This window comes from Baekduia alba (assembly GCF_028416635.1).
GTDB classification, from domain to species: Bacteria; Actinomycetota; Thermoleophilia; order Solirubrobacterales; family Solirubrobacteraceae; genus Baekduia; species Baekduia alba.
Genome location: NZ_CP114013.1, coordinates 5,714,931 through 5,740,232, shown reverse-complemented (window position 1 = coordinate 5,740,232; position 25,302 = coordinate 5,714,931). Strand labels below are relative to the sequence as shown.

At 75.0% G+C, this 25,302-nt stretch carries 22 protein-coding genes; 14 read left to right on the top strand and 8 right to left on the bottom strand.

The features are described from left to right. Position 1: 1 nt before the first annotated feature. From mce to DSM104299_RS28630, 3 genes are all read left to right on the top strand, one after another. Entirely contained in the window at positions 2 to 409 is a 408-nt protein-coding gene (mce, locus tag DSM104299_RS28640) for a methylmalonyl-CoA epimerase (protein WP_272475094.1), read from the top strand. A 43-nt stretch (positions 410 to 452) separates the two neighbouring features. Further along, positions 453 to 668, top strand: a complete 216-nt coding sequence (locus DSM104299_RS28635) for a hypothetical protein (RefSeq protein ID WP_272475093.1) — start codon at positions 453 to 455, stop codon at positions 666 to 668. 75 nt (positions 669 to 743) lie between these two features. Beyond that, positions 744 to 1,562, top strand: a complete 819-nt coding sequence (locus tag DSM104299_RS28630; RefSeq protein WP_272475092.1) for a choice-of-anchor D domain-containing protein — start codon at positions 744 to 746, stop codon at positions 1,560 to 1,562. Between the two features lie 8 nt (positions 1,563 to 1,570). Here DSM104299_RS28630 and DSM104299_RS28625 read toward each other — a convergent pair whose 3' ends face one another. Both DSM104299_RS28625 and DSM104299_RS28620 read right to left on the bottom strand, forming a co-directional pair. Next, positions 1,571 to 3,490, bottom strand: a complete 1,920-nt coding sequence (locus tag DSM104299_RS28625; protein WP_272475091.1) for an O-antigen ligase family protein — start codon at positions 3,488 to 3,490, stop codon at positions 1,571 to 1,573. A gap of 119 nt (positions 3,491 to 3,609) precedes the next feature. Then, positions 3,610 to 4,446: a glycosyltransferase gene (locus tag DSM104299_RS28620; RefSeq protein ID WP_272475090.1), complete on the bottom strand. Its 837-nt coding sequence runs from the start codon at positions 4,444 to 4,446 to the stop codon at positions 3,610 to 3,612. A 212-nt stretch (positions 4,447 to 4,658) separates the two neighbouring features. Here DSM104299_RS28620 and DSM104299_RS28615 point away from each other — a divergent pair, with 212 nt between their 5' ends. From DSM104299_RS28615 to DSM104299_RS28590, 6 genes are read left to right on the top strand one after another with little or no spacing between them, the layout of a single operon-like run. Further along, positions 4,659 to 5,855: a glycosyltransferase gene (locus tag DSM104299_RS28615; protein WP_272475089.1), complete on the top strand. Its 1,197-nt coding sequence runs from the start codon at positions 4,659 to 4,661 to the stop codon at positions 5,853 to 5,855. Further along, positions 5,852 to 6,835 (top strand): glycosyltransferase, encoded by a 984-nt coding sequence (locus tag DSM104299_RS28610; protein ID WP_272475088.1) that lies wholly within the window; start codon positions 5,852 to 5,854, stop codon positions 6,833 to 6,835. The genes DSM104299_RS28615 and DSM104299_RS28610 overlap by 4 nt, the downstream gene beginning before the upstream one ends. Next, positions 6,832 to 8,010: a Wzz/FepE/Etk N-terminal domain-containing protein gene (locus DSM104299_RS28605; RefSeq protein ID WP_272475087.1), complete on the top strand. Its 1,179-nt coding sequence runs from the start codon at positions 6,832 to 6,834 to the stop codon at positions 8,008 to 8,010. Before DSM104299_RS28610 ends, DSM104299_RS28605 begins: the two co-directional genes overlap by 4 nt. Then, positions 8,007 to 9,506: an O-antigen ligase family protein gene (locus DSM104299_RS28600; RefSeq protein ID WP_272475086.1), complete on the top strand. Its 1,500-nt coding sequence runs from the start codon at positions 8,007 to 8,009 to the stop codon at positions 9,504 to 9,506. Before DSM104299_RS28605 ends, DSM104299_RS28600 begins: the two co-directional genes overlap by 4 nt. After that, positions 9,503 to 10,417 carry a hypothetical protein gene (locus DSM104299_RS28595; RefSeq protein WP_272475085.1) on the top strand — a complete coding sequence of 305 codons (915 nt, stop codon included), beginning with the start codon at positions 9,503 to 9,505 and terminating at the stop codon, positions 10,415 to 10,417. The genes DSM104299_RS28600 and DSM104299_RS28595 overlap by 4 nt, the downstream gene beginning before the upstream one ends. Continuing rightward, positions 10,414 to 11,451: a polysaccharide pyruvyl transferase family protein gene (locus DSM104299_RS28590; RefSeq protein WP_272475084.1), complete on the top strand. Its 1,038-nt coding sequence runs from the start codon at positions 10,414 to 10,416 to the stop codon at positions 11,449 to 11,451. The genes DSM104299_RS28595 and DSM104299_RS28590 overlap by 4 nt, the downstream gene beginning before the upstream one ends. On the opposite strand, the gene DSM104299_RS28585 is transcribed toward DSM104299_RS28590, so the two are convergent. The 3 genes from DSM104299_RS28585 to DSM104299_RS28575 are packed head-to-tail and all read right to left on the bottom strand — an operon-like array spanning position 11,414 to position 15,125. Further along, positions 11,414 to 12,961: an oligosaccharide flippase family protein gene (locus DSM104299_RS28585; RefSeq protein ID WP_272475083.1), complete on the bottom strand. Its 1,548-nt coding sequence runs from the start codon at positions 12,959 to 12,961 to the stop codon at positions 11,414 to 11,416. The genes DSM104299_RS28590 and DSM104299_RS28585 overlap by 38 nt on opposite strands. Continuing rightward, positions 12,958 to 13,776: a glycosyltransferase family 2 protein gene (locus tag DSM104299_RS28580; protein ID WP_272475082.1), complete on the bottom strand. Its 819-nt coding sequence runs from the start codon at positions 13,774 to 13,776 to the stop codon at positions 12,958 to 12,960. Before DSM104299_RS28580 ends, DSM104299_RS28585 begins: the two co-directional genes overlap by 4 nt. Before the next feature lie 20 nt (positions 13,777 to 13,796). Beyond that, positions 13,797 to 15,125, bottom strand: a complete 1,329-nt coding sequence (locus tag DSM104299_RS28575; RefSeq protein ID WP_272475081.1) for a hypothetical protein — start codon at positions 15,123 to 15,125, stop codon at positions 13,797 to 13,799. 136 nt (positions 15,126 to 15,261) lie between these two features. On the opposite strand from DSM104299_RS28575, the gene DSM104299_RS28570 reads away from it, so the two are divergent. Continuing rightward, complete coding sequence (locus DSM104299_RS28570; protein ID WP_272475080.1) at positions 15,262 to 16,239, top strand: glycosyltransferase family 2 protein; 978 nt, start codon at positions 15,262 to 15,264, stop codon at positions 16,237 to 16,239. Positions 16,240 to 16,245: 6 nt separating this feature from the next. On the opposite strand, the gene DSM104299_RS28565 is transcribed toward DSM104299_RS28570, so the two are convergent. Then, on the bottom strand, positions 16,246 to 16,989 hold the full coding sequence (locus tag DSM104299_RS28565) for an SGNH/GDSL hydrolase family protein (RefSeq protein ID WP_272475079.1): 744 nt from the start codon (positions 16,987 to 16,989) through the stop codon (positions 16,246 to 16,248). A 31-nt stretch (positions 16,990 to 17,020) separates the two neighbouring features. Between DSM104299_RS28565 and DSM104299_RS28560 the strand changes: the two genes are divergently transcribed. Both DSM104299_RS28560 and DSM104299_RS28555 read left to right on the top strand, forming a co-directional pair. Next, positions 17,021 to 17,527 (top strand): serine O-acetyltransferase, encoded by a 507-nt coding sequence (locus tag DSM104299_RS28560; protein WP_272475078.1) that lies wholly within the window; start codon positions 17,021 to 17,023, stop codon positions 17,525 to 17,527. Positions 17,528 to 17,608: 81 nt separating this feature from the next. Continuing rightward, positions 17,609 to 19,105: an alpha/beta hydrolase gene (locus DSM104299_RS28555; RefSeq protein ID WP_272475077.1), complete on the top strand. Its 1,497-nt coding sequence runs from the start codon at positions 17,609 to 17,611 to the stop codon at positions 19,103 to 19,105. Here the strand turns inward: DSM104299_RS28555 and DSM104299_RS28550 are convergent. Further along, on the bottom strand, positions 19,098 to 20,021 hold the full coding sequence (locus tag DSM104299_RS28550) for a glycosyltransferase family 2 protein (protein ID WP_272475076.1): 924 nt from the start codon (positions 20,019 to 20,021) through the stop codon (positions 19,098 to 19,100). The two genes, DSM104299_RS28555 and DSM104299_RS28550, sit on opposite strands and share 8 nt — an antisense overlap. A gap of 71 nt (positions 20,022 to 20,092) precedes the next feature. On the opposite strand from DSM104299_RS28550, the gene DSM104299_RS28545 reads away from it, so the two are divergent. Further along, entirely contained in the window at positions 20,093 to 20,884 is a 792-nt protein-coding gene (locus DSM104299_RS28545; RefSeq protein ID WP_272475075.1) for an ABC transporter permease, read from the top strand. Then, on the top strand, positions 20,881 to 22,146 hold the full coding sequence (locus DSM104299_RS28540; protein ID WP_272475074.1) for an ABC transporter ATP-binding protein: 1,266 nt from the start codon (positions 20,881 to 20,883) through the stop codon (positions 22,144 to 22,146). The genes DSM104299_RS28545 and DSM104299_RS28540 overlap by 4 nt, the downstream gene beginning before the upstream one ends. Here DSM104299_RS28540 and DSM104299_RS28535 read toward each other — a convergent pair. Beyond that, on the bottom strand, positions 22,132 to 25,275 hold the full coding sequence (locus DSM104299_RS28535; protein WP_272475073.1) for a glycosyltransferase family 2 protein: 3,144 nt from the start codon (positions 25,273 to 25,275) through the stop codon (positions 22,132 to 22,134). The two genes, DSM104299_RS28540 and DSM104299_RS28535, sit on opposite strands and share 15 nt — an antisense overlap. Between the last annotated feature and the right edge of the window lie 27 nt (positions 25,276 to 25,302).

Genomic DNA, 25,302 nt, shown 5'->3' with positions numbered 1-25,302 from the left:
CATGTTCGCGCGCATCGACCACGTGGGCGTGGCCGTCGAGGACCTCGACGCGTCGATCGCCCTCTACGAGAAGACCTACGCCATGACGCTCGTCCACCGCGAGACGGTGACCGAGCAGGGCGTCGAGGCGGTGCTCCTGGACGTCGGCGAGAACCACGTCGAGCTGCTCGCGCCGCTGGGCCCGGACACGCCGGTGGGCAGGTTCCTGGCCAAGAAGGGCCCGGGCATCCACCACGTCGCCTACCAGGTGACCGACATCGACGCCACGCTGGCCACGCTGAAGGAGGCCGGGATGCGGCTGATCGACGAGACCCCGCGGATCGGCATCCGCGGCTCCCGCGTCGCGTTCCTGCACCCGGCGGCCAGCGGTGGGGTCCTGACCGAGATCGTCGAGCCCGCCGCGCACTAGGCCGCGGACTGGGCGACGGTCGGCGCCGAGTAGGATCGCCTCCATGGCTCAGCGCATCTCGATCGGCTTCCAGGCCAGCCCCCCGCTGGCGACCCGCGTCAGCGACGACGAGCTCGACAAGCTCCGCGGCGCCCTCGGCGGCGAGGGCTGGCACGACGTGGTGGCCGACGACGGCGAGATCCGCCTCAACCTGCAGCACGTCCTCTGGCTCCGCGTCGAGAAGGACGAGCAGCGCGTAGGGTTCGGCATCGGCAGCTGACCGCCGGCGCGCCGGGCCGAGCCCATCGGCGCGCAGCCTGCATCTCACCTCTCCTCTTCAGACAGGACGTCCCGCATGCCTCGTATCGCGCTGCTCTGCGCGCTGGTCGCTGCCGCCCTCGGCATCGCCATCCCGCTCACGGCCTCCGCGGCCGACGACTCGCGCCCGACCTTCACGTCGTCGGGCACGTTGACCTTCGACTTCGTCGCGGTCGGCCAGTCGGCGACCAAGACGGTGAAGATCAGCAACCCGTCCAAGTCGGCGCTGACGATCGCCAACGTCGACTTCAGCGGCCCGGACACGGCGGACTTCGCCATGACGCAGAACACCTGCGTCGGCGCCAAGCTGGCCAACGGCAGCAGCTGCGCGATCACCGTGCGCTTCGCCCCGGTCGTCTCGGGCACGCGTGTCGCGTCGCTGCGCTTCACCGACGACACGCCCTGCAAGAACTTCGTGACGATCGCCGGCAGCGGCACCGACACGCCGCAGGCGGCGCGGGCGTTCGGCGCGGCGTGCGACCAGGCCGTCGAGCAGGTCACGACGCCGGGCCAGACGGTCACGCAGACGACGACCACGACGACGACCACGACCACCGCGGTGCCGGTCCCGACGATCGACGGCCAGGCGGCCATCTCGCTGCCGTCCTCGTGCGTCAGCAAGCGCCGCATCACGTTCCACCTCGCGGCGCCCGCCGGCAAGATCTTCAAGAAGGTCACGGTCCGGCTCGGCGGCAAGACCTTCAAGACGCTCAAGGGCAAGGCCATCAAGTCGACGGTCAGCCTCAAGGGCCTGCCGCGCGGCCGCTTCACGCTGACGATCGTCGGCACGCTCAACTCCGGCAAGACGGTCAAGCAGACGCGGCACTACGTGACCTGCGTCGCGAACAAGAAGTAGGCCTTGGGTCACCCCGTCCGCGCCGGCAGCTGCTGCCCGGCCAGGCGGGGCTCCGGCCACGGCACCGCGGCCGCGCCGCGGCGCCACCAGACCGGCTGGTGCGCGCGTCCCAACGTGGGGCGCGCGTGCTTCAGGTCCAGCGACCCGGGCGAGCGGGCCAGCGCGGCGGCGAACGCCGGGCGCGGGTCCCGGCCCAGCCGGGCGTGCACGAGCGCGTCGGAGAAGCGCAGGCGCCAGTCGCCGGGGTCGCGGGCGATGGCCTGCGCTGAGTAGGTGATGGCCTTGGGGTCGCGGCGCTGCGCGGCGCACCAGGCCAGCAGCGCGTAGGGCTCGGGCCGCTGCGCGAGCGCGCCGCGGGTGTCCTGGGCGTGGCGGACCGTCGCGGCGCAGTCGCCGGCGCGGAAGGCGGCGAACGCCGCGTCGAGGTCGCGCTGGGAGCGGTGCACGGCAACCGGCACCAGCGCCAGCGCGGCGGCGAGCGTGACGACGCCGACGCGCGCGAGGAGCGGGAGCGCTGCCGCGGTGGCGCGGGCCTCCGGGCCGAGAGCGGGCGTCGGGGGCGAGGGCGCCGCCGCGGTGGCGCCGGCCTCCGGGCCGAGAGCGGGCGCCGGGGGCGAGGGCGCCGCCGGCCGGCCTTCCTCCGGCCGTGCCAGCGCGAGGCCGCCGGCCGCGAAGAGCGGGAGCATCAGGGCGGTCTGCTCCCAGTCGAAGTCGTAGCCGGCGTGCGCGAGCAGCGCGGTCGCGCCCGCGGCCAGGCCGGCCCAGGCCGGCGGTCCCGCGATCGCGCGGCGCAGGAGCCCGACCAGGAGCGTGGCGAGCAGCACCGCCAGCAGCGCCAGGCCGACGAGGCCGAGCTCCGCCGCGGTCTCGACGTACAGCGAGTGCGCGTCGACGGCGTCGAAGTGCGTGGTGCCGTCGCGCGCCCACAGGCGGCCGAAGGTCCCGGCGCCGCTGCCGCGGAGGGGATGCGCCCTGGCGCCCTCGCGCAGGGCGACGCGCCACAGGTCGCCGCGGCCGTTGGTCCCGATCTCCTGGAAGCGCGCGCTGGGCGCCAGCCCGGACGAGACCTCGCCGTCGGCCCGGTGCAACGCCACGGCGACGCCGGCGGTCAGGACGACGACGAGGCCCGCGACCGCGCCGCCGGCGCGCAGCGTGCGCGAGACCGAAGGCGGCGTCCAGCCGTCGACGCGCCGCTCCAGCGGCAGGACCGCCGCGCGCGCGGCCGCGGCGACGACGGCGCCGGCGAGGATCACCAGCGCGGCGCGGTGCCCGTCGCCCAGCGCGCCGCCGCTCGGCGCGGCGACGTCGAGCCCGTGGACCGAGCGGGCGGCGAGCACCGCGATCCCGGCGCCCAGCCCGGCCGGGACGAGCGCGAGCAGGACGCGCCGCGCAGGCCCGGTGGCCAGCAGCATCGCGATCCCGACCGCCGCGGCCAGCGCGGCGCCGCGCGATGCGGTCAGGTAGATCGTCGCCGCGGCGGGCGCCACCGCGGCGGCCGCTGCCACCCGCACCGCGCGCGCCGGGTCGGCCGCGGCGAGGGCGATGCACCACACGGCGCCGAGCGCCGCGATCGTCCCGGTCGCGTTCCAGTAGGTGGTCGGCGCGCTGAGCCGGACGCGCGCCGCGCTCGGCAGGCCGTGGACGTGGTCGGGCGCCAGCCACGCGCCCAGGCCGGCCAGCTGCACGACGAGCGCGGCGCCCGCGAGGCCGAGCAGGAGCGTGCGCGCGCGCCCGTCGGTCCGGCCCAACAGCGCGAAGGCCGCCAGCGTGCCGAGGGCGCCGAGTTCGCGCGCGACGTCGAGCGTCCCGCGCCAGCCCGCGTGCGACCACGACCCCGACAGCGCCACCCAGCCGATCAGCCCGCCCAGGGCGCCGAGCGCCAGCAGCGCGCCGCGCGTCGGCCGCCGCGCCGCGCCCGTGGCGGCCAAGACCACGCACAACGCCAGGGCGCCCAGCGCGGCGAGCGCCGTCGCGCGCGGCAGGTAGCCCGCCTCGTGGAAGGCGAGGACGCCGAGCGCGACGCCCGGCAGCAGGGTGACGGCGGCCTTCAGAGGCGTGCCAGCCCGAGTCCGTCGAGCACTTCGGCGAGCGCGTCGCCGAGGCTCGGCAGCGTCGAGCTCTCCGGCCGCGGCAGCGGCCGCAGCGCCGAGGCGACGTGCTCGGCGCCCAGCCGGTCGTCGAGCGCGACGACCAGGTCGGAGGCCGCGAGCTTGGCCATCAACTGCTGCTGGTGGTCGTCGAAGTGCTCGCCGTGGGCCTTGGCGCGGCCCAGCACGATCGGCCGGTGGCCCGTGCGCAGCGCCGCCGACAGCGAGCCCGCGCCGCCGTGCGACACGATGACCTTGGCCTGGGCGATCGCGGCGCTCATGACCTCCGGCGCCAGGAACTCGTGCACCTCGGCTTCCGGGAACGCGACGGTCGACGGCCCGACCTGCGCGACGATCGGCGCCGGCAGCACGCCGGCGCGCACGGCGTCGGCCGTGATCTGGACCAGGCGGTCGAACGGCGCGGTGTGGGTGCCGACGATCAGCAGCGTGCCCGCGACGTCGTCGGCCAGCGGCGCGCCGACGTCCTCCAGCAGCAGCGGTCGGCAGACGCGCGCCCGTGGGTACACCGTCGCCATCTCGGGCCACTGGACCAGGTTCGCGTGCGCCATCCGCGCGGTGACGCGCCCGGAAGCACTCGGCCCGGTCACGCGCGCCATCGTCTCGGCGAAGACCACCTGCGCCCCGGCCGCCCGGGCGACGGCGCAGTACAGTGCGGCGGAGCCCGCGCCCGTCGAGACGACGATCTCGGGCCGGTCGCGCCGGACCAACCGGACGGCCGCCGCGACGCTCTCCCAGAGCTCACGCGGGTGGCGCTCGTACTTCGGCAGGATCGTCACGTCCTCGCCGTCACGCGCGAGTTGCTCGCCACGCGGTCCGGGCGCTGTGACCCAGCGTCGCAGGGGACGCGGGACAGACACGGAAAGGTGTTCGAGCAGGTTCAGGTGGCCGCCCGGTGAGGCGACCAAGTGGACTGGGCGTCGAACGTTCATAGGCGAATAGCGGCCCTCAAGGCGAACAACCACAAGATTTGCGTCCCCATAATGAAGACATGCTCGACCTCACGCCGGCGGACGCCGGTGCGCGGGACGGTGCGGCCGGCATGACCGCGACGCCTGCACCCGCCGTCGCGATCACGCACGACTTCATGGAGATCTACGGGGGCGCCGAGCGCGTCACCCAGGAGCTCACCACCGCGTTCCCGGACGCGCCGCTGACCGCGGTCCTGGGCCGGGAGTCCGTCGCGCGCCGCATGGGCGTCGCCGATCGCTTCACGAGCGTGCTGCCTCAGCACGACGCGCTGCTGCGCCGCTACCGCGTCCTCGCGCCGATGCTGCCCGCCGTCGTCAAGGCCCACCGGCTCGACGACGCCGACGTCGTGCTCAGCTCGTCCTACGCCTTCGCGCACCTGTTCCGGACGCGCAACGACGCGCCGCAGGTCTGCTACTGCCACAGCCCGCTGCGCTTCGCGTGGTCGATGACCGGCCACTACGAGGACGAGAAGGCGCCGAACAGCGCCGCGCGCATGGCGTTCCGGGCGATGGCCGCCCACAACCGGCGCGTCGACCGCAAGGCCGCCCAGCAGGTGCACACCTACCTGACGCAGTCGCCGTACGTGGCGGGCCAGATCGAGGAGTTCTACGACCGCCGCGCGATCGTCGTCGGCGCGCCCGTCGACTGCTCGTTCTTCGTGCCCTCCGACGAGCCGCCCGAGGACTACTACCTGATCTGCGGCCGGTTGGTGGAGCCCTACAAGCGCGTGTCGCTAGCGCTCGAGGCGTTCCGCGCGCTGCCGGACGAGCGGCTCGTCATCGCCGGCGACGGCCCGGCGATGGCCGAGCTGCAGGCCATGGCGCCGCCGAACGTCACGTTCCTCGGCCACCTCGAGGACGACGCGGTCGTCAAGGCCATGCAGAACTGCAAGGCCACCATCTTCCCCAGCCGCGACGACTTCGGGCTGATCCCGGTCGAGGTCGCGGCCTGCGGCCGGCCGGTGCTGGCCTACGGCGCCGGCGGCGCGCTGCACACCGTGCTGCCCGGCGTGACCGGCGAGACGTTCCCGGAGCAGACCGCCGGCTGCCTGCTCGACGCGCTGCGCGCGTTCGACCCGGGCGCCTACGACCCCGCCGCGATCCGGACCCACGCCCTGCGCTGGGACCGCCAGCCGTTCGCCGAGCGCATCGGCGCCGTGGTCCGCGCCGTCGCCGCGGGCGCGGCGATCGACGAGGCCGCGGTGACGCTGGCGTGAGCGCCCCGCCGGTCGCCTTCCTGGCCTGGACGGACCGCACCGAGCGCGCCGACGAGATCGCCGCGAGCCTCGGCGGCGTCGCCCAGCGCTTCGACGGCAACGGCCTCAAGGGCCGGCAGACCGCGCCGCTGCGCTACGTCCTGAACACGGTCGCCACCGTGGCGTTCCTGGCGCGCCGCCGGCCGCGCGCGGTCATCACGCAGAACCCGCCGGTCTTCCTGGGCCTGATCGCCTGGCTCTACGGCCTGGCCGCGCGCACCCCGGTGCTGCTCGACAGCCATCCGGCCTCGTTCGGCCGCAAGGACGCCGGGATCTGGAAGCTGCTGCTGCCGGTCCATCGCTTCCTCGCCCGCCGCGCGCGCCTGGTGCTCGTCACCGCGCCGGAGCTCGCCGACGAGGTCCGGACCTGGGGCGGCCGCGCCACCGAGGTCCACGAGGCGCCGACCGAGGGCTTGGTGCCGACGCCCGCGCCGGCGCTCGACGGCCGCCTGCGCGTCTTCTACGTGGGCGTCTTCGCGCCCGACGAGCCGGTCGAGGCCGTGGTGGAGGCCGCCCGTCAGACTCCCGACGTCGACGTGCTGATCACCGGCGACGTCCGGCGCGCGCCCGCGGGCCTGGTCGAGCGGGCGCCCCAGAACGTCGAGTTCGTCGGTTTCCTGGGCCGGGACGCCTACCGGCAGGCGATCCGCGAGGCCCACGCGGTCATGACGCTGACCACCGAGGCGACGTCGGTCGTGCGCTCCGGCTACGAGGCCGTCTACGCCGGCCGCCCGCTGATCACGAGCGACTGGCCCGTGCTGCGCTCGACCTTCCCCTACGCTGTCCATGCCGTGGCGCAGCCGGAAGCGCTGGCCGACGCCCTTGCGGCGGTGGGCCGGCGCTACGACGACCTGGCGTCGAGCACCGCCGCGGCCCTTGCCCACCAGCAGGAGACTTGGGCGTCGCAGCACGCCGCGATCGAGGAGGCCATCCGCTCATGACCGTTCCCCGCATACGTGTACTCAGGGCCCTGCGCCGCCGCGCATGGGTCATCGTCGCCGCGATCGCGATCTGCGCGGCCGCCGCCGCGGCGCTCAGCGGCGCGCGCACGAACTCCTACACGAGCTCCGCGCTGGTGCTCGTCAGCTCCGGCGCCGACGCCAAGGGCCCCGGCGACGCCTCCGAGGCGATCAACCTCGCCAGCACCTACGCGACGCTGATCCCGCAGGATCCGGGCGTCACCCGCTACGTCGGCGGCAAGCTCGGCATGAGCAGCGGCGACGTCGAGAACGACCTGACCGCGTCGCACCTGACCGGCACCGGCCTGATCAAGCTCGCGTTCAAGAGCGACGACGCCGACGACGCCGTGCGCGGCGCGGCGCTGACGGTCGGCGCCATCACGGGCGACCGGCCGACCTCCGACTCGATCGGCGCCGACTCGATGCGCGTCGTGCGCGCGCCGAGCCGCGACCAGGGCTTCTCGACCGACCAGACGATCTCGCCGTCGGCGAGCATCGCGCTGGCGATCATCCTCGGCCTCTTCCTCGGCATCGTCATCCTGATCGCCTGGGAGCGCGCGGATCCGCGCATCGACGAGCCCGGCGACGTCGAGCTCGCCGCGCACCTGCCGGCCAGCCGCCTCGGCGACCTCTCGGCCTCCGCCCGCGCCGCGCTGGTCCAGCGCCTCGGCGGGCAGGCGGCGACCGGCGACGGCCGCCGGTCGACGATCGCGCTGCTGCCGTCCGCCGACGGCCAGATCGTCGAGCTCCAGGACGCGGGCGACGCGCTGTGGACGGCGACCGCCGGCGCCAAGGGCGGCCTGGCCGACGCGGCCCCGACGCCGGGCGTCGTGCTCGGCGGCACCGGGCCGCAGGAGCTCGAGACGCTGCAGGCCGCCGAGGCCGGCGGCGCGCGGATCGTCGTGGCCCAGCAGGGCATGAAGGTCGCGCGCCTCGTCGCGGCCGTCCACCACTACGAGCGCCTCGGCCTGGCGCCCCAGTGGGTGCTGATGGTCAAGAAGGCCAGCCGCTCGCGCCGCCGTGCCGCCGCGGCCCCGACCGACACGGGCGAGACGGTGAGCTGGGCGCCCGCGAGCGCCGCCGACGCGCCTGCGCCCTCCGCGCACGACGCCGACGCTCCGGCCGAGCGCCACGAGGAGGACATCGCCTCGCGATGAGCGCCGCCGCGCCGAGCATCGGCCCGGCTGCGCTGGCGCCTGGGGAAGCGGCGGGTCGGCGCGGCCTGCCGTCCGCCGACCGGGCGGTCCACGTCTGGCGCCACCCCGGCCTCCAGATGACCGCGGTGCTGATCGCCGGCGCCGTGCTGCTCGGCGCCGCCGCGACGCAGGGCGCGCTGCCGGCGATCGCCGTCCTGCTCGGGGTCGCGGGCACGCTCGTCGTCCTCGAGCGCCCGTGGATCGGCGGCATCGCGCTGGTCGCGGTCGTGCCGGTGGCGGCGGGCCTGCGCCGCGGCCTGCCCGTGCCGGGCCTGCGCCTCAGCGAGCTGCTGATCGGCGGGCTGGCGATCGTGGTGCTGTTCAGCGCCGACCGCCGCGTCGTTCCGCGCTGGCGCGCGTTCGACTGGGTCGCGCTGCTGTACGCCCTGGTCACGCTCGGCTTCGGGCTGTGGGACCTGCACCAGCGTGGCGACGCGGTCAACAGCACGCGCCTGGGCACGCTGCTCGGGCCGCTCCAGTTCTTCCTGCTCTACCGCGCGGTCGTCAGCTCGCTGCCGACGCCGCAGCTCGTCCGCCGCGCGCTGTGGTGGCTGATGGGCGGCGGCGTGGTCGCCGCGCTCGTGGCCCTGTTGCAGTACGCGAAGGTCGGACCGGTCATCTCGTTGTTGAACAACGTGGCCGGCGGCGACAACTTCGAGGACGCCGCGTCCGGCGGCGTGGCGCGCGTCACGGGCCCGTTCTCGCACGCGCAGCCCGCCTCGGCGTACTTCTTCCTGCTCGTCTGCGTCGCGGCGGCGGTGTGCCTGGGCGAGCGCGACGACGTGCGCCGCCGCTCCTCGACGTGGGCCGTGCTGGCGCTCAGCGCGCTGGCGCTGATGGCGACGTTCACGATGGGGCCGATCCTGTCGGTGCTCGTCGCGATCGCGCTCGTCGCGTTCTGGCGGCGCAAGCTGCGCGTCGTGTCGCTGTGGTTCATCGTCGCCTGCCTGGCCGGCGCCCTGGCGTTCAGCGGGCCGATCTCCGGGCGCCTGGACCAGCAGTTCGCGCGCGACCCGGCGGCGTCGGGCAGCGCGCTGGTCCCGCAGACGCTCACCTACCGCTACCAGATCTGGACCGATCAGTATTTCCCCGCGTTGCGCGGGCGGCTCGTGACCGGCTACGGGCCGGACATCCCGCCGGAGATCACCTGGCGCTTCACCGAGTCGTTGTACATCACGTTGGCGCTGCGCGGCGGCATCCCGCTGCTGATCCTCTACGCGGCGTTCGTGCTCGCCCTGGCGGGTGAGAGCGTCCGGACGATCAAGGAGACCGAAGGGGTGCCCCGCGCCATGGCGCAGGGGCTGCTCGCGGCGCTGATCCTGTTGTTGCCCATGCAGGTGATCCAGGCGTACTTCATCCAGGCAGGGCCCGGCCACCTGGTCTGGGCGCTCGGCGCGCTGGTCATCGCCGCGCGCAACGCCCGCAACCGCGCGGTCGCCGCCGCAGCGGAGGCGTGACCCGCCTCCGTGTCAGCGCGACCGCCTGGCGCACGGTGATGGCGGTCGCCGTCGTCGCGCTGGCCGCCGGCGCCGCGCTGCTGCTCGCGGGCGGCGACTCGTCGCCGTCAGGCGGCGCCGCGGCGGCCGGCCCGAAGCTGGCCTGGCCGCCGCCGCCGCTGCGCCACCCGCAGACGATCCACGTCACCGCGGTGCGCGCCAAGCTCGACCTCGATCCCCGGCGCGACTACCGGATCGTGCTGACGCGCGCGCCCGTGCGCGTCGCCGGCGGCCTGACGATCAGCGGCGGGCACAACGTCGTCCTGCGCGGCGGCCGGGTGCTCGTGCCGTGGCAGGGCGCCCAGCCGCCGAGCGGCAGCGCGCGCCGCGGCCTGTTCCTCAAGGGCCAGACCGGCACCGTGCACGTCGAGGGCCTGCGCCTGGGCGGCGACCTCGGCGACGGCATCGACCTCGACGAGCGCCTCGGCGCCACCGTCCAGCTGCAGAACATCCGCGTGGATCGCGTCACCGCTCGGGACAACAAGACGTTCAGCGACACGCATCCGGATGTCCTGCAGTCGTGGGCCGGACCCAAGGTCCTGCGCGTCGACCGCCTCAGCGCGGCAACCGACTACCAGGGCTTCTTCCTGCTCCCGGCGCAGTTCGCCAAGGGGCAGACGTCGCGGATCGACCTGCGCCACGTCGACCTCGTCGGGTCGGCCAGCTCCGCCTACCTGCTCTGGCGCGACAGGGCCTCGCGCGTCCGGCTGCGCGACGTGCGCCTGACCTCGCCGCGTGGCCGCGCCGTCTACCAGACGATGTGGCCCTCACCCCGCTGGTGGCCCGGCGCGCGCCTGTCGCGCCACGCCCCACGCACCCTCTTCGCCAGCCCCCACGCCGGCGCGACGTACCGCTCCCCGGGATACCGATGACCCCTGCACCCACCGCCCAGCCGCTCGTCGCCGCCCTGAACGAGCGGATCGACGCCGTCCTCGGCCCGCTCGTCGACGCCGGCGCGCCCGTGGCCATCGTCGGCTACCCCAACCACCCCAACGTGGGCGACGCCGCGATCTACGCCGGCGAGGTCGCGTGGCTGGGCCGCCGCGGGATCCGCGTGGCCTACGCCTGCGACCTCGACAGCTACCGCGCCGACGTCCTGGCCGCCCGGCTCGGCGACCGCGGCACGATCCTGCTGCACGGCGGCGGCAACCTCGGCGACCTGTGGGTCGACCACCAGGAGCTGCGCGAGCGGACGATCCGCGACTTCCCCGGCCACCGGATCGTGTCCTTCCCGCAGACGATGCACTTCCGCGACCCGGCTGCGCTGGACCGGGCGCGCGCGGTCTTCGACGGCCACCGCGACCTCCACCTGCTGCTGCGCGACCAGCGCAGCCTCGACGCGGCGCGGGACGCGTTCGCCGCCTCGGCCGCGCTGTCGCCCGACATGGCCTTCGCGCTGCGCTCGGTGCCGCGCCGCGCGCCGGCGCGGACCCCGATCGTCTGGCTGGCCCGCGAGGACGACGAGCGCGAGGGGGGTCGCCTGCTGCCCGACGACCCGACCGTGCGCGTCGTCGACTGGCTCGACGAGATCCAGGCGCCGATGCGGCCGCGGGAGCGCCGCGCGCGCGGCTTCGCCACGCGCGTCGGCCGCGCGGTCGTGCGCCGCCCACCGCCGGTCTCCGCCCTCGCCGGGCTCCAGGTCGCGGCCTGCGCCGCGCTGGCGACCGAGCGCGTCGCCTACGGCCGCGCGCTCCTCGAGCAGGGCGACGTGCTCGTCACCGACCGCCTGCACGGCCACATCGTCGCGACGCTGATGGACCTGCCCCACGTGCTGGTCGACACGGGCTACGGCAAGCTGCGCACGTTCCACGAGGCCTTCACGGCCACGTCGCCGCTGACGCGGATGGCGACGTCGGCCGACGACGCGCTCAACTCGGCGCGGGCGCTGGTCGCCGCGCGAGGTTGAGCGTGGCGGCGACGGTGCGCACGTCGGCGCGCCGCAGCAGCGCCAGCAGCGCGACGTAGACGACGGTCCCGGCCAGGCCGGAGGCGATCAGCCCGACGAGCGCCGGGTCGACCTCGTTGCACACCACGCGGCTGGCGAGCGCGGCGGCCGTGGCGATCAGCAGCGGCCCGGCCATCGGCCGTACCGCGGCGATCCGGACGTGGCGGTTGACCAGCCACACGTTGCCGATCGCGTAGAACGTCGAGGCCACGAACATCGCTGCGCCGACGCCTTCGACGCCCACGCTCGGGATCAGCACGGCCGACAGCGCGATCCATAGCACCGCCTGCAGCAGCACGACCACGACGATCCGCCCGACGTCGCCGCGCGCCTGCAGGAAGCCCGACGCCATGGTCGAGATCGGGCCCTGGATCATGAACGCCGCGGCGCCCCACGGCAGCACGCCGATCGCGTCGGTCCAGCGCGGGCCGAAGACGGCCATGACGAGGTCGGGCGCGCTGCCGGCGACCCACACGGCGGGCAGCCCGATCAGCACCGCGGTGACCACCAGGATCCGCTCGAGCATCGGCCGCGGGTTCTCGCCCGCCTCCATCGCCCGCGCGATCGCGGGATAGGAGACGCGCCACAGGCTCTGCAGGAGCAGCAGCATCGTCTGCAGCACGCGGTAGGCGGCCGACCAGATGCCGAGCATCGACACGCCGCCGACGGCGGCGATGACCATGTTGGTGCCCTGCTCGCGCGCCGCGCCGACGAGCGGGACCGCCTGGAAGTGGATGCCGAACCGCAGCAGCGGGCGCGTGATCGACGGGTCGCGGACCGGGCGCAGGAAGCCGACGCCGCCGTTGCGCACCAGCAGCCAGGAGCCGACGACGCCCTGGGCGCTGGCGGCGGCCGCGACGCCCCAGACGCCGGCGCCGGCGACGACCAGGCCGATGGCGATGATGTTGAAGACGACCGTCTCGGCGATCTCGGCCCGGGCGGGCAGCGACCAGTCGAGCTTGCGCTCGAGCATCACGATCGTCGGGACGCGCAGGGCGAAGATCGGCAGCGACACCGCCATCAGCGTCGCCACCCAGGCCGCGCCCCCGAAGATCGCGCCGCAGACGGCGATCAGGCAGACCAGGCCGGTCGTGGTCGTCAGCTGGAAGCCGAGCGTCGCCTGGAGCTCGCGGCGCGTCGGCGTCTCCTCGCGGCGGATCAGCCCGGCCGCCAGGCCGCCGGCGGCGAGCATGTCGCTGATCGACTTGACGGCGAACGCGAAGGCCAGCAGGCCGAAGTCGTGCGGGTCCAGCAGGCGCGCCAGGACGACGGTCCCGACCAGGTTGAGGGCCCGGACCACGAGGTTGCGGATGCCGAGGCTGACGGCGCCGCGCACCGCGCGGGTCCGGACCTCGCCGACGCCCATCCGGCGCTCGGCCGACGCGTCGGCGGTGGGGTACGGCTCCTGCGCCGCCTCGTCGGTGAGCGAGTCCTCGATCGGGTCGGTGGAGCGGAAGGGGTCGACGCTCATGCGGCACCCCGCCGTGCCGCGCGCTCCCCGGCCCAGCGGCCGGCGAGCTCGGTCGCCCGCAGGTAGTTCAGGCGCTGGAGGGCCGGCCGGCGACCGCCCGCCGGCATCTCCGCCCACCAGGCACGCACGGCGGACGGGGCGTCGAAGTCGCTGCGCCCCGTGATCGTCGACAGCGCGGCCGCCTCCTTGCGCGTGCGCCGGTAGAGCGCCCGCAGGCCGGCGTCGCGGCGGTGCCCGACGCTCACCCACAGCGCGGGGTCGGCGACGAACGACCAGCCGGCGTCCAGCGCCCGCCAGAACCACTCGCGGTCCTCGCAGGCCGGCAGGCCCTCGTCGATCGGCAGCGCCCGCCAGGTCTCCGCGCGCCAGGCCGACGCGTGGTTGGTGAAGCCCCAGTAGGGGACCGACCGCGGCTCGGGACCGCTGACGGTCGCCGGCGCGCTCAGCGGTCGGCCGTCGAGCCCCGTCCGGGTCCCGAACGCGCCGCCCACGCGCGGGTCGGCGAAGTGCGCGAGCGCCCGCTCGACCCAGTCGTCGCGCTCGAGGAAGCAGTGGGCCGAGACCGCGACGTGTATCGGCGCGGCGGCGGCGGTCGCGCCGGTGTTCAGCGCGCCGCCGAACGTGAAGTCGGCCGGCGCGATCTCGATCACGCGGTCGGCGTAGCGGTGGGCGATGTCGAGGGTGCCGTCGGTGGACCCGGAGTCCACGACCAGCAGCTCGACCGGGACGGTCTGGGCACGGACCCGGCTCAGGCAGCGCTCGATGTCGGCGGCCTCGTCCTTGGCACGCACGATGACGCTCGCGGCAGCGGGCATGTGCCCGCATTCTAGGAGGCTCAGGCCGCCGCGTAGCCCGCGCTGCGGTAGCCGACCCCGACCTGGCTCGCCGGCACGTAGGAGCCGGTCGGCGGCGTCCCGGCCGTCGCGGCGGTCCACACGCCGGTCTTCGGGTAGACGGAGCCGCTCAGCGTCTTCTTGGCGTCGGCGACCACGAACAGGTTCTTGATGTTCATGGGGAACGTCGACGACTGCCACAGCAGGTAGCCCGCGAAGAACACGTTGTTGCGGACGACCGCGCTGATGTCGATGTTGCGCAGGTCGAACAGCGCCGGCACGCTGGTGCCGAACTGCATCGGCGCGAAGAAGAAGCCCTGGTAGTCGCTGCTGCCCGACAGGTGGTCGACGCGCAGGACGTTGGGGCCGCCCCAGGACTGGATGAGGTCCGGGTGGTTGTCGGTGAAGCCGACCTCATCCCGTGCGTGGACGGCGTCGATCCGGACGTTCTCGATCTGCACGGTCGCGCCGAGGCGCTCGTCGAGGTCGATGCCCTCGCTGAGGTCGCTGCCGTGGACCCACAGGCCCTCGACGTGCATGGTCCCGGTCTGGCCCTGGAGGTACAGGGCGCGGCGCGAGTTGACCGGCGGGGTGGCGCCCTGCCACGGGATGTCGATCTCGCCGCCGATGAGCACCACGTTGTGGCCGCCGGTGATCACCACGCCGTAGCCGCCGGTGAGCGGCGTGGACGGCATGCTGATGATGTAGTCCTTGGTGTTGTCGAGCGCCAGCTTGCGGTTGGCGTCGGTGACCTTGACGGTGATCGGGCTGGTGAGCCTGGGCGGGGCCCAGGCGAGCGTCGTCGTCGTGGCCGTGCCGGCGGCCGCCGCGTCGGCGACCGTGGTGGGGCCGACGGTCGTGGGCGTCGTCGCGGGCGGGCTGGCCGGCGTCGAGGTGGTCGTCGTGGTCGTCGTGCTCGTCGCCGGGACCACCGAGGCCGCCGGCGCCTTGGTCGCCACGGGCGTGGTCGGCGACGTCGCCGTGGTGCTCGCCGCCGGCAGCGTCACCGCGACCGTGCTCGTGACCGGCTTGGCGCCCGGCGCCGTCAGCGTTCCGACGACGTCGACCTTCGTGCAGCGCTTGCACCCGGTCATCTTGAGGCTGAGCGTGCGGACCTTGCCGCGGGCCAGCTGGGTGGTGGCCTTGGCCACGGTGCCCGAGCCGGAGCCCTTGACGGCGACGGCGACACGGCCGGCCGCCGAGGCCTTCACCTTGACGCTGATCTGGCCCTTGGCCGCCTTGGCGGACACGGAGAGCTTGGGCTTGGCCGCGCTCGCCGGGGCGGCCGGGATAAGGGCGACGGCGGCCAGTGCGAGGGCGGCGGACGGCATGTGGGGGCGGCAACGCACCTTCATCTGGTCGGAGCGAGCGGCCGCGTACGCCCAGCAGGAGACCCGAACGGTGGACGGATGTCTCGATTCCGGTGCGATGTCGGACCGGGCGCGCGGCCGCTATGGTGGCCCCGCGATGCCGCTGCCTCCGGTGCCGACCGTCTCGGTCGTCATGCCCACGTACAACCGGCGCGCGCAGCTGCGTTCGGTCCTGGCGCCGTTGCTGGCCGATCCCGCCGCGAGCGAGGTCGTGGTCGTCGTCGACGGCTGCGACGACGGCTCGCTGCAGGACCTCGAGGCGATGACCGCCGAGCACCCGCAGCTGGTCCCGGTCTGGCAGGAGAACGCCGGCGAGGGCGCCGCGCGCCAGGCGGGCGTCGAGCGCGCCACGGGCGACGTCGTCCTGCTGCTCGACGACGACGTCGAGGCCGAGGGCGGCCTCGTCGCCGGCCACGCGCGCCGCCACGCCGACCGCGCCGACCTCGTCGTGCTCGGCTACATGCCGCCGGTCCCGCCGCAGGCCGGCGACCCCGACGCGTTCAGCGTCCTGCTGTACGCCGAGGCCTACGAGGGCCGCTGCGAGAGCTACGAGAACGACCCCGACCTGATCCTGCGCCACCTCTGGGCGGGCAACGTCTCCCTGCGCCGCGCGACCGTGCTCGAGGTCGGCGTCGGCAGCGACGTCTACGACGAGCGCTACCACCCGGACCGCGAGTTCGGCCTGCGCCTGCTGGCCCACGGCCTGACGGGCGTCTTCGACCGCGGGCTGCGCGCCCGCCACCACTACCAGCGGCCGCTCGACGCGTTCGTCCGCGACGCGCGCAGCCAGGGCGCGGGCTGGACGCTCGTCAGCCAGCTCCACGGCGAAGACGCCGGCGCGCTGCCGGCCGACCGCTTCGAGGCCGGGCTGCCTGCGCCGGTCGCCGCGCTCGTCCACCTCTGCCGCCGGCCCCGCGCCGCGGCGCTGGCTTCGGCCGCGCTGACCGCCGGCGTGCGCGCGGCGACCACCGCGGGCAACACCCGCGCGGCGCTGGCCTGCGCCCGCCTGCTGCGCCGCGTCGAGCAGCAGCGCGGCGCGATCGAGCTGCGCCGCCGCCACGCCCAGCGCGGCTAGCCCGGCTCAGCGCAGCGCGGGCAGCGTCCGCTCGATCAGCGCCGCGTACGGCCCGTCGGCGAGATGGTGGTCGCGGTCGTCGGCTCGCATCAGCGACCGCTTGACCAGCCGCGTCTCGGGATCGAGCTGGGCGGCGCTGGCGTCGACGAACACGATCCCCAGCCGCGCGCAGCGCTCCTTCAGGTGCTCGTTGAAGCGGATCGTCAGGTCGGTCCGCTCGCGCTGCGTGGCGGTGATCTCCTTGCGCAGGTTGGCGATCTCGGCCCATGCGCTCGGGTAGTCGTCGATCGTCGGCAGCGGCACGGCCACGACCATCACCGAGGCGAAGCCCTGGTCGCGGGTGAAGGCCAGGATCGTCTCGTAGTTGTCGAGCGTCTGCTCGAGCTGCTCGTCGGGGCTGATGCCCAGGCGCTGGGCGCGGTGCCAGATGATGAACCCGCAGTCGACCTCGCCCAGCTGCACGAGGACGTGCTGCCAAGGCTTGGCCCGGCGCACGCGGTCCTTGTACAGGTTGGAGGCGTTGGTCTTGCTGTTGGGGTTGGTGATCCCGGAGGCCGTGGCGCCCTCGAGCATCAGCACCCGGAACGCGGCGTCGTCGCGGTGCACGTGGCGCATCACGTCGACGTGGCTGTCGCCGAGGGCGAGCACGTGCGCCTTGCGCGTGGCGCGCGCCACGAGGCGGGAGTCGAACCAGGCGTCGGCGGCGAGGGTGCGGGAGCGCAGGTACGCGCGGCGTAGTCGCTTTCGCATCGGCGCCGAATGCTGTCATAGGGTCTGGCGCATGGACGAGACGGGGTTCTGGAGGGCCGACCGCGCCCTGTACCCGCCGGGCAAGTCGGCGTGGATCGACGAGCCCGCGCTGTGGGCGGTGGCGGTCTACCGCCTCGGCCGCTGGGCGCGCACGCAGTCGGGCCCGCGCGGGTTCGTCCTGCGCCGCGTCCACCGGCTCCTGCACCTGCTGATGCGGGTGACGGTCAACATCGAGCTGCCGGCGACCGCCCAGATCGGGCCGGGGCTGCGGATCTACCACCAGTCCGGGATCGTGCTGGGCGGCGACGTGGTCATCGGCGCGCGCTGTCGGATGCGCCAGGGCGTGACGGTCGGCGTGCGCGAGCGCGGCGGCCGCCCGCCGCGCCTGGGCGACGACGTGTTCCTCGGCGCCTACGCGCAGGTCATCGGCGACATCACGGTCGGCGACGGCGCGATGGTGGGGTCGATGAGCCTCGTGCTCGCCGACGTCGCCGCGGGCGCCGTCGTGGGCGGCGTGCCCGCCAAGCCGCTGCGCTGAGCCCCTGCCCGCCCGGTCCGTGCTTCACTTCCGGCTCGCTCGGGGCCGGTCGCCCCGATCCTGAACTCGTCACGGAGGACCATGCGTCGTCTCACCCTGCTGTGCCTGGCCGCGCTTGCGCTGCTGGTGGCCGTCCCGGCCGCCGGCGCCAGCACCACCGTCACCATCGACACGCCGAGCAAGATCATCGCCAAGGGCGCGCTGACGCCCGAGGACCTCGACGCCGGCAAGCTCGTCACGCGCGTCGTCGTGCCCGACGGCTACAGCTCCAAGAAGTGCGCGCCGGTCCTCTACCTGCTGCACGGCACCGGCTCGGAGCTGCATCCGGCCCCGACCGAGTGGTTCGTCCAGGGCGACATCGAGCACGCCAACGTGCCGGCGATCGTCGTCGTCCCGGGCGGCGGCCCGATGTGGTGGATCGACCAGTGGTCGAACACGGCGCGCGCCCCCGGGTGGGAGAGCTGGTTCTTGAACGAGGTCATGCCGGCCGTGAGCAAGCGCTACAACATCTGCCCGCAGCGCTCCGCGCACGCGATCGCGGGCCTGTCGATGGGCGGCTACGGCGCGCTGTACCTCGCCTCGCAACGCCCGGGCTACTTCGGCTCGGCCGCGTCGTTCTCCGGCGTCATCTCGCTGCACCGCCCCGAGTGGACGGGCTATGACCGCTTCAACCAGCTCTGGGGCCCGGCCTACGCGTTCTACGCGCTGGCCCACGACCCGGTCGCGCTGGTCAAGAACCTGCGCAACACGCGCGTCCTGGTCGAGGCCGGCGACGGCACGACGATCGGCAACGAGCCGCTCGACGGCCCCAAGCGGCTCGAGGAGCTCGAGTTCACGGGGATGTCGGAGGACTTCGTCGCCCACGCCCGCAAGGCCGGCGTCGCCGTCACCTACCAGAAGCACGGCGGCATCCACACGTGGCCGAACTGGAAGCTCGACCTCAAGAACATGCTCGCGTGGAAGCCCTTCAAGAAGGTCGTGGCGACGCCCAAGACCTGGACGCTGGCGACCGCGGCCAAGCAGGGCGACGCCTGGGGCTACCAGTGGAAGCTCGCGCAGTGGCCCGGCTCGGCCGTGCGCCTGTCGCTGGCCGCGGGCACGTTCACGGCGGAGGGCTACGGCAAGATGACCGTGGTCACGCCGAAGGGCAAGACGGTCAAGGCGACGCTGCCGTTCGCCCTGAAGGGTGCCAGCACCAAGGCCAAGCACATCGCGCGGGTCAAGAAGCCGTTGCTGACGATCGACAGGCTGGCGCCGATCAAGGTCGTGGTGGCGCCCGCGGCGCCGACCGCGACGTCGCCGATCACGGTCACGTTCACCACGACGCAGGCGCTGGCCGCGAGCAAGGTGTATGAGATCGGGTTGACCTACGTGTCGGGCGGCTGCGGCCAGACGGTCGTCGCCCGCGTCACGCAGCCGGCCAAGGGCAAGGTCGTCACCGCGACGCTGTCGCCGTCGGCCGACAAGCCGGCGTGGTGCGCCGGCACGGCGGTCGCCGGGGTCCTGGCCGTCGCCAAGTCCTCGACGGGCTTCGCCCTCGGCGACATCCTCGGCTACCAGCAGGTGACGTTCAAGTAGCGCGGCGGCCGGCGGCGGTCCGGGCTCCGCGGCGCAGCTCCACGCGTCGTAGGACCCGCGCCGCCGCCAGCTGGGCGCTCTGCAGGCCCAGCCGGCCGCCGTGGCGGACGAGCAGCGTGAGGGCCCGGCGCGTCGGAGGGCCCGAGCGCGGGCGCTCGGCCAGCGCGACGAGCGCGCGCGCCGGCGCGCGCAGGTCGCGGACGTAGCCCGGGTCGGGGACGTCCCCGAGCGCGGGGCGGTGCAGGTCGTGCAGCGCGGCCTCGGCGGCGCCGCGCGCCCGCGCGTCGGCCAGCCACTGGCGCAGCGTGCGCTGGTAGTGGTGATGGGCGACCAGCGCCGGGTCGTAGACGCCGCGCAGGCCCGCGGCGTGCAGGCGCAGGCCGAAGTCGCGGTCCTCGTGGTAGTGGTCGGTGAAGGCGTCGGAGGCGATCCCGACCCGCAGCGCGTCGGCGCGCCGCAGCGAGACGTTGCCGCCCCACAGATGCGGCAGCGGGTCCTCGGGACCGGCCCGGTAGCGGCGCGCGCGCTCCTCGTACTCCTGGGCGTGGATGCGCGAGGCGACGTCGTCCTCGCCGCGGCCGGCCGGAACCGTGAACGGCGTCGCGCCCACCACGACGATCCCCTCGGCGCGCGCGTGGTGGCGCCGGTGGCCGGAGACCAGACCGGCCTCGGGGACCACGTCGTCGTCGAGCAGCAGGATCACGTCGCCGCGCGCGGCCTCGGCGCCGACCTGGCGCGCGCCGGCCGGGCCGATGCACGGGCCGCGCACCACGCGGGCGTCGCGCGGCGCCGGGAGGTCGCCCGCGGCCGTGTCGTCGACCACGACGACCTCGAGCGCGGCCGGGTCCTGGACGCTGAGCGCGACGACCTGCGCGAGCGATGCGCGGTCGCTCGCGGCGGGGATGACGACCGACACCGTGGGCGCGCCCGTCGGGGCCGCGCTTTCGGATGCGTCAGAATGTGATGCAGGCACGGTTGCCGATCACCATGGACATCGCGATCCCCAGAACGACCGGCGGCCGCCTGGGGCTGCGCCACCCCGAGCTCGTCGGCCACCTCGTCAAGCGCGAGCTGTCGTCGGCCCACCGGTTCACGATGCTCGGCTGGGCATGGCCGCTCGCCCGCCAGCTGGCCCAGCTGGCGGTCCTCGTCTTCGTCTTCTCGTCGGTCCTCGACCTCGGCATCCCTGACTTCCCGGTCTACGTGTTCAGCGGCCTGGTGGCCTGGAGCGCGTTCAGCACCGGGCTGTCGGCGGCCTCGACCTCTCTCATCGACCAGCGGCACCTCGTCTTCCAGCCGCGGCTGCCGCCGGCCGTGCTGCCGGTGGTCGCGGTGATCGTGCCGTTCGTCGACGTCCTGATGGCCGCGCCGGTGCTCCTGCTCATGCTGATCTTCAGCGGTGAGCTGCACGCCACGGCGCTCCTGTTCCCGCTCGTCCTCGCGGTGCAGCTGGTCTTGATGGTCGGCCTCGCCTGGCTCGTCGCGCCTGCCTCCGTCTACGTCCGGGACGTCCCGAACATCGTGACCCTGGGCCTGATGGTGCTCTTCTACCTGACACCGGTCTTCTACAGCTTGCACAGGATCCCACAGCAGTACGAGTGGCTCCTCCAGCTCAACCCGATGACCACGTTCCTCGAGCTCGACCGTGCGCTCCTGCTCGGGCTGCCCTATCCGAGCGTCGGGCACATCGTTGGCACCGTGGCGCTCTCCGTGCTCCTCGCGGTCGCCGGCTGGTTCGCGTTCGAGCGGATGCGGCCCGGGCTGGTGGACAACCTGTGAGGCACGCGCTCACCTTCGAGGGCGTCTGGAAGTCCTACCCGCGCTGGACCGGCGAGGGCGCGCGCACCAGCCGGGCGATCCTGTCGCGGCGCGTCCCGGAGGCGCTGCGCAGGCGCGAGGAGCGCTGGGCGCTGCAGGACGTGACGATGCGCGTCGGCCACGGCCGGATGATGGGGATCATCGGCGCCAACGGCGCGGGCAAGTCCACCATGTTGCGGCTGGCGTCCGGCCTGGGCCGCGCGACGCGCGGGGAGATCGTGGTGCCGGACGGGACGGCGTCCGTGCTGTCGCTCGGCGACACGCTCGACCTGGAGCTCACGGGCCGCGAGAACGCCTACACCGCGGCGCTGATCGCTGGGATGACCGGCGCGCAGGCGCGGCGCGTGCTGGCGTCGGTCATCGAGTTCGCCGAGCTCGACGACTTCGCCGACGCGCCGATGCGCACCTACTCCGAGGGTATGAAGCTGCGGCTGGCCTTCGGCGTCGTCGCCCAGCTCGACCCGCCGGCGCTGATCCTCGACGAGGTCATCGCGGTCGGCGACGCGCGCTTCCAGGCCAAGTGCATGGCCCGCATCGAGGAGCTGCGCTCGGCCGGCGCGACGGTCGTCTTCGCCTCCCACAACCTCGACGAGGTCGAGCGCTCCTGCGACGAGGCGATCTGGCTGCAGTCCGGGCGCGTCCGCGCGGCGGGCACCGCCGAGGACGTCGTCGAGGCCTACCGCGACGGCATGCGGCTCGACACGCTGGCGGTGACGCCGGCGGGCGACGAGGACGACGACGCGCTGCTCAAGCTGGGCGAGAACCGGTTCGGCAGCCAGGAGCTGACGATCGACGAGGTGCATCTCACCAGCGCCGACGGTCGCGACATCCAGCTGCTGCAGGGCGGCCAGCCGCTGAACGTGGAGCTGACGATCCGCGCCCACCAGGGGCCCAAGCCGGCGGTCGTGACCGTCGGCGTCACGCGCCTGGAGGACCAGGTCATGTGCTTCGAGACCAGCTCGGAGGAGCTCGGCTCCGACCTGGTGGTGGACGAGGACGGCGTGACGCTGCGCGTCGCGTTCGACCCGGTGGACCTGACCAGCGGCGACTACGCGGTCGACGTCGGGGTCTACGAGCCCGGCTGGGAGTACGGCTACGACTACCACTGGAACGCCCATCGCTTCGAGGTCGAGTCCGACCGCGGCGTCAAGGGCGTGTACGTGGCGCCGCGGCGCTGGGCGCCGGCGCGCGCGGCCGGCTCGCGGCCCTCAGCCGCGGGCTGAGCGTAGGCGGCGCTTGGCCGAGACGCGCAGCGCGTTGGCGCCGGTGACCGCGACGCGCAGCGCCAGCAGCGCGCCGGCGCGACCGCCGTCGCTGCGCGCCTGACCGGCGGCGAGGCGCAGGCCGGCGCGGCGGGCGGCGCCGACGTCGAGGCCGGGGCGCAGGCCGCCGGAGGCCTCGGCGGCCAGCTCGGGCGCCGAGCGCTCGGCGACCACGTGGCCGTCGCGCAGCAGCCGCTCGACGAGCGTCAGCAGCGGCGCGGCGGTGCCGAGGCGCTGCTGGGCGGGCCGGATGCCGCCGGCCGCGCGGGCCGGCTCGGCCCGCAGGACGGCGAACGCGAAGCGCACGTCCATCCGCAGGAACGGGAGGCGGCGCGGATCGTGGTCGTGCAGCCCGATCGGCGGCTCGGGGTCCTCGGACTCCAGCGCCTCGCCGACGACCGCGGCGACGCGGCTGCCGTCGAAGGCGACCATCGTGGCGTCCAGCCAGGCGCGGGTCGGCGTCGCGTCGCCGAAGAGGATGCCGACGAAGGGCGTGGCGCCGGCGGCCAGGAGCGCGTCGGCGGCGGCCCAGGCGTCGTCGGCCAGCGCGACGCGCAGCCCGGCGTCGCGCGCCGCGATCGCGGCGGCGGGCCCGGCGGTGACGAGGACGACCTGGCGCGGGTCGGCCGGCGGGGCGGGCGCGGGCCGTCGCGGCAGCGCGCGGCGCCACAGCGGCCACTCGAGGTGGTCGCCGATCGCCTTGACCAACATGTCGCCCCAGTGGCCCTCGGGTGGGACGACGTCCTGGGTCAGGTCGCCGGCGCGGACGCGGGCCAGCGGCGCCGCCGGGGTGGCGGGCACCGCGACGGGCGCGGCGTCGAGGAGGTCGATCTCGATCGTCCCGCAGGCGCCGGCCAGCGGACCGCCGACGCCGGTGAAGCCGCCGTGGCGCAGACCGGTCGCGTAGGCGGCGCGCTGGGCGCGGCGGTGCAGCAGCGACCACGGGTTGCGCAGGTTGCCGGCCTCCAGCGCGCCGAGCACGACGCCGGTTGCGGCGCGCCCGCGCGGGGCGGCGAGCGCCGCGGTGATCGCGTAGCGCAGCGGGCCGCGCCGCGGGTCGGGCATCCGCGTCTTGGCCGCGTCGAGCCCGGCGACCGCTGCGGGCCAGCGAGCGATGAGCAGCGCGTCGCCGCGCCCCTCCTCGTAGGCGGCCTGGAGCCGCTGGGTCGACGACAGGCGGTACTCGTGCCAGCCGCGGGCCCGCGGCGCGACGGCCAGCGCGGCGCCGTCGGCGAGCAGCTGCAGACCCCAGGCCCAGTCCTCGCGGCGCCAGACCGAGATCGCCTCGGGGAAGCCGCCGCGGTCCAGGAACGGGACGCGGGCGACCGACGTGTTGCCGCTCAGGACGTCGTTGAAGCGCAGGTGCCCGGTGCGCGCGATCTCGTCGAGGTGGTCGACCCACCACGGCTCGGCGCCCGACGCGGCGAGCGTCCGGAGCGGCGGCCGCGGCGGATAGGGGCCGAACACGACGTCGGGCGCGCCGGCGGCGTGGGCGGCGAGGTGCTCGGCGACGAGCTGGCGCTCGGGGACGACGTCGTCGTCGACGAACAACACCAGCGGCGTGGTCGCGGCCCGGGCGCCGGCGTTGCGCGCCCGTGCGGCGCCGGCGCCGCCGGTCCGCAGCGTCGCGACGGCGAGCCCCGCGGGCGCGAGCGCGGCGACGTCGGTCGGGGCGGCCGCGGCGTCGTCGACGACGAGCACGGCGTAGCTGCCCGCCGGCGCGGTCTGCGCGGCCAGCGCCGCGAGGCACCGCCGCAGCGCGGCGATGCGCCCGACGGTCGGGACCACGACGGTGAGCCGCGGCGCGGCCTCGGTCCACGGCGCAGGCGCCGCGGTCGTCGCCGCGGCCGCGCCCTCCGCCATCGCGCCCGGCGGCACGATCGGCGCGGCCGGCGGCGCCGCGCGCCGTGCCCGCAGCAGCCGCGCCGGCCCGTCCAGCGCGCCGCGCAGGTACAGCCACGCGACGCGCAGCTCCTCCTCGTCGCCGCGGCCCAGCAGGAAGCGCTTGAGTGTGTCGACGAGCTGGCGCACGAACCAGAACGCGGCGCGCGGGACCTCCAGCTCCCCGTGCTCGAGCAGGTTCTTCAGCAGCGACGCCGCCATGCCGGTCCCGTAGCCGCGCACCGCGCGCTCCAGCGCGTCGGTGTCGGTGCGGTGGACGTGGAAGACGAACGTCGCCGGGTCGTAGACCAGCCGGTGGCCCGCGGCGAGCAGCCGGCCGAAGGCGTAGGTGTCGCCGCCGGACTCCGTCGCCGTGCCCGCGTCGAGCTCGGGCGGGAACAGCACCTCGCCGAGCTGGGCCACCGCGGTCGCGCGCAGCAGCATGTTGGCGCCGACGCCCACCTGCCCGCCGTGGACGGGTGGCAGGATCGTCCAATCCCACCGCCGCCGCTCCAGCCCGCGGGTCAGCGACGCCTGCCGCTCCATCCGCTCTTGCGACGGGTCGGCCAAGGTGTAGGGGAACGCCGGGCCGGTGACCGCCGCGACGAGCGGGTCGGCGAACAGCGCGTCGACGCCGGCCAGCCAGCCGGGCGACGGGATCACGTCGTCGTCCATGAACGCGATCACGGCGCCGCGCGCGGTCCGCAGCCCGGCGTTGCGCGCGTTGTCCAGGCCCTTGTCGTCCTCGCGGACGTAGCGGAAGCCGAAGGACTCCACCAGCGCGCGGCAGTCGCGCTCGCCCGGCGCGTTGTCGACGATCACGACCTCGTCGGGCGCGGGGTCCAGCCCGGCGATCCCGTCCAGCGCGCGCGGCAGGTGCGCCGGCCGGCCGTGCGTGCAGACGACGACCGTCACCGCCTGGCGGTCGGGCTCCGGGGCCCGCACGCCCAGGCGCTCGCGCAGCGTGGCGTCCAGGCGCCGGCGCTCGATCGCGCGGTCGGCGTGGCGCAGGATCGCGGCGTGGGCCAGCGCGGGCCCCGTGGTCGCGCCCGGGCTCGCCAGCTCGACCCGCGCGACCGGCACGCCGCCGTCCAGGACGACCACGTGCCACCGCTCCGCGGTGGTGAAGTCGAACTGCTCCAAGGTCGTCGTGGCCTCCACGACGGCGACGCCGATGGCGGCCGGGGGCCTACCGTGCGGGCGGTGCATCGTCTCGATGTTGGAGCATTCCGGTGA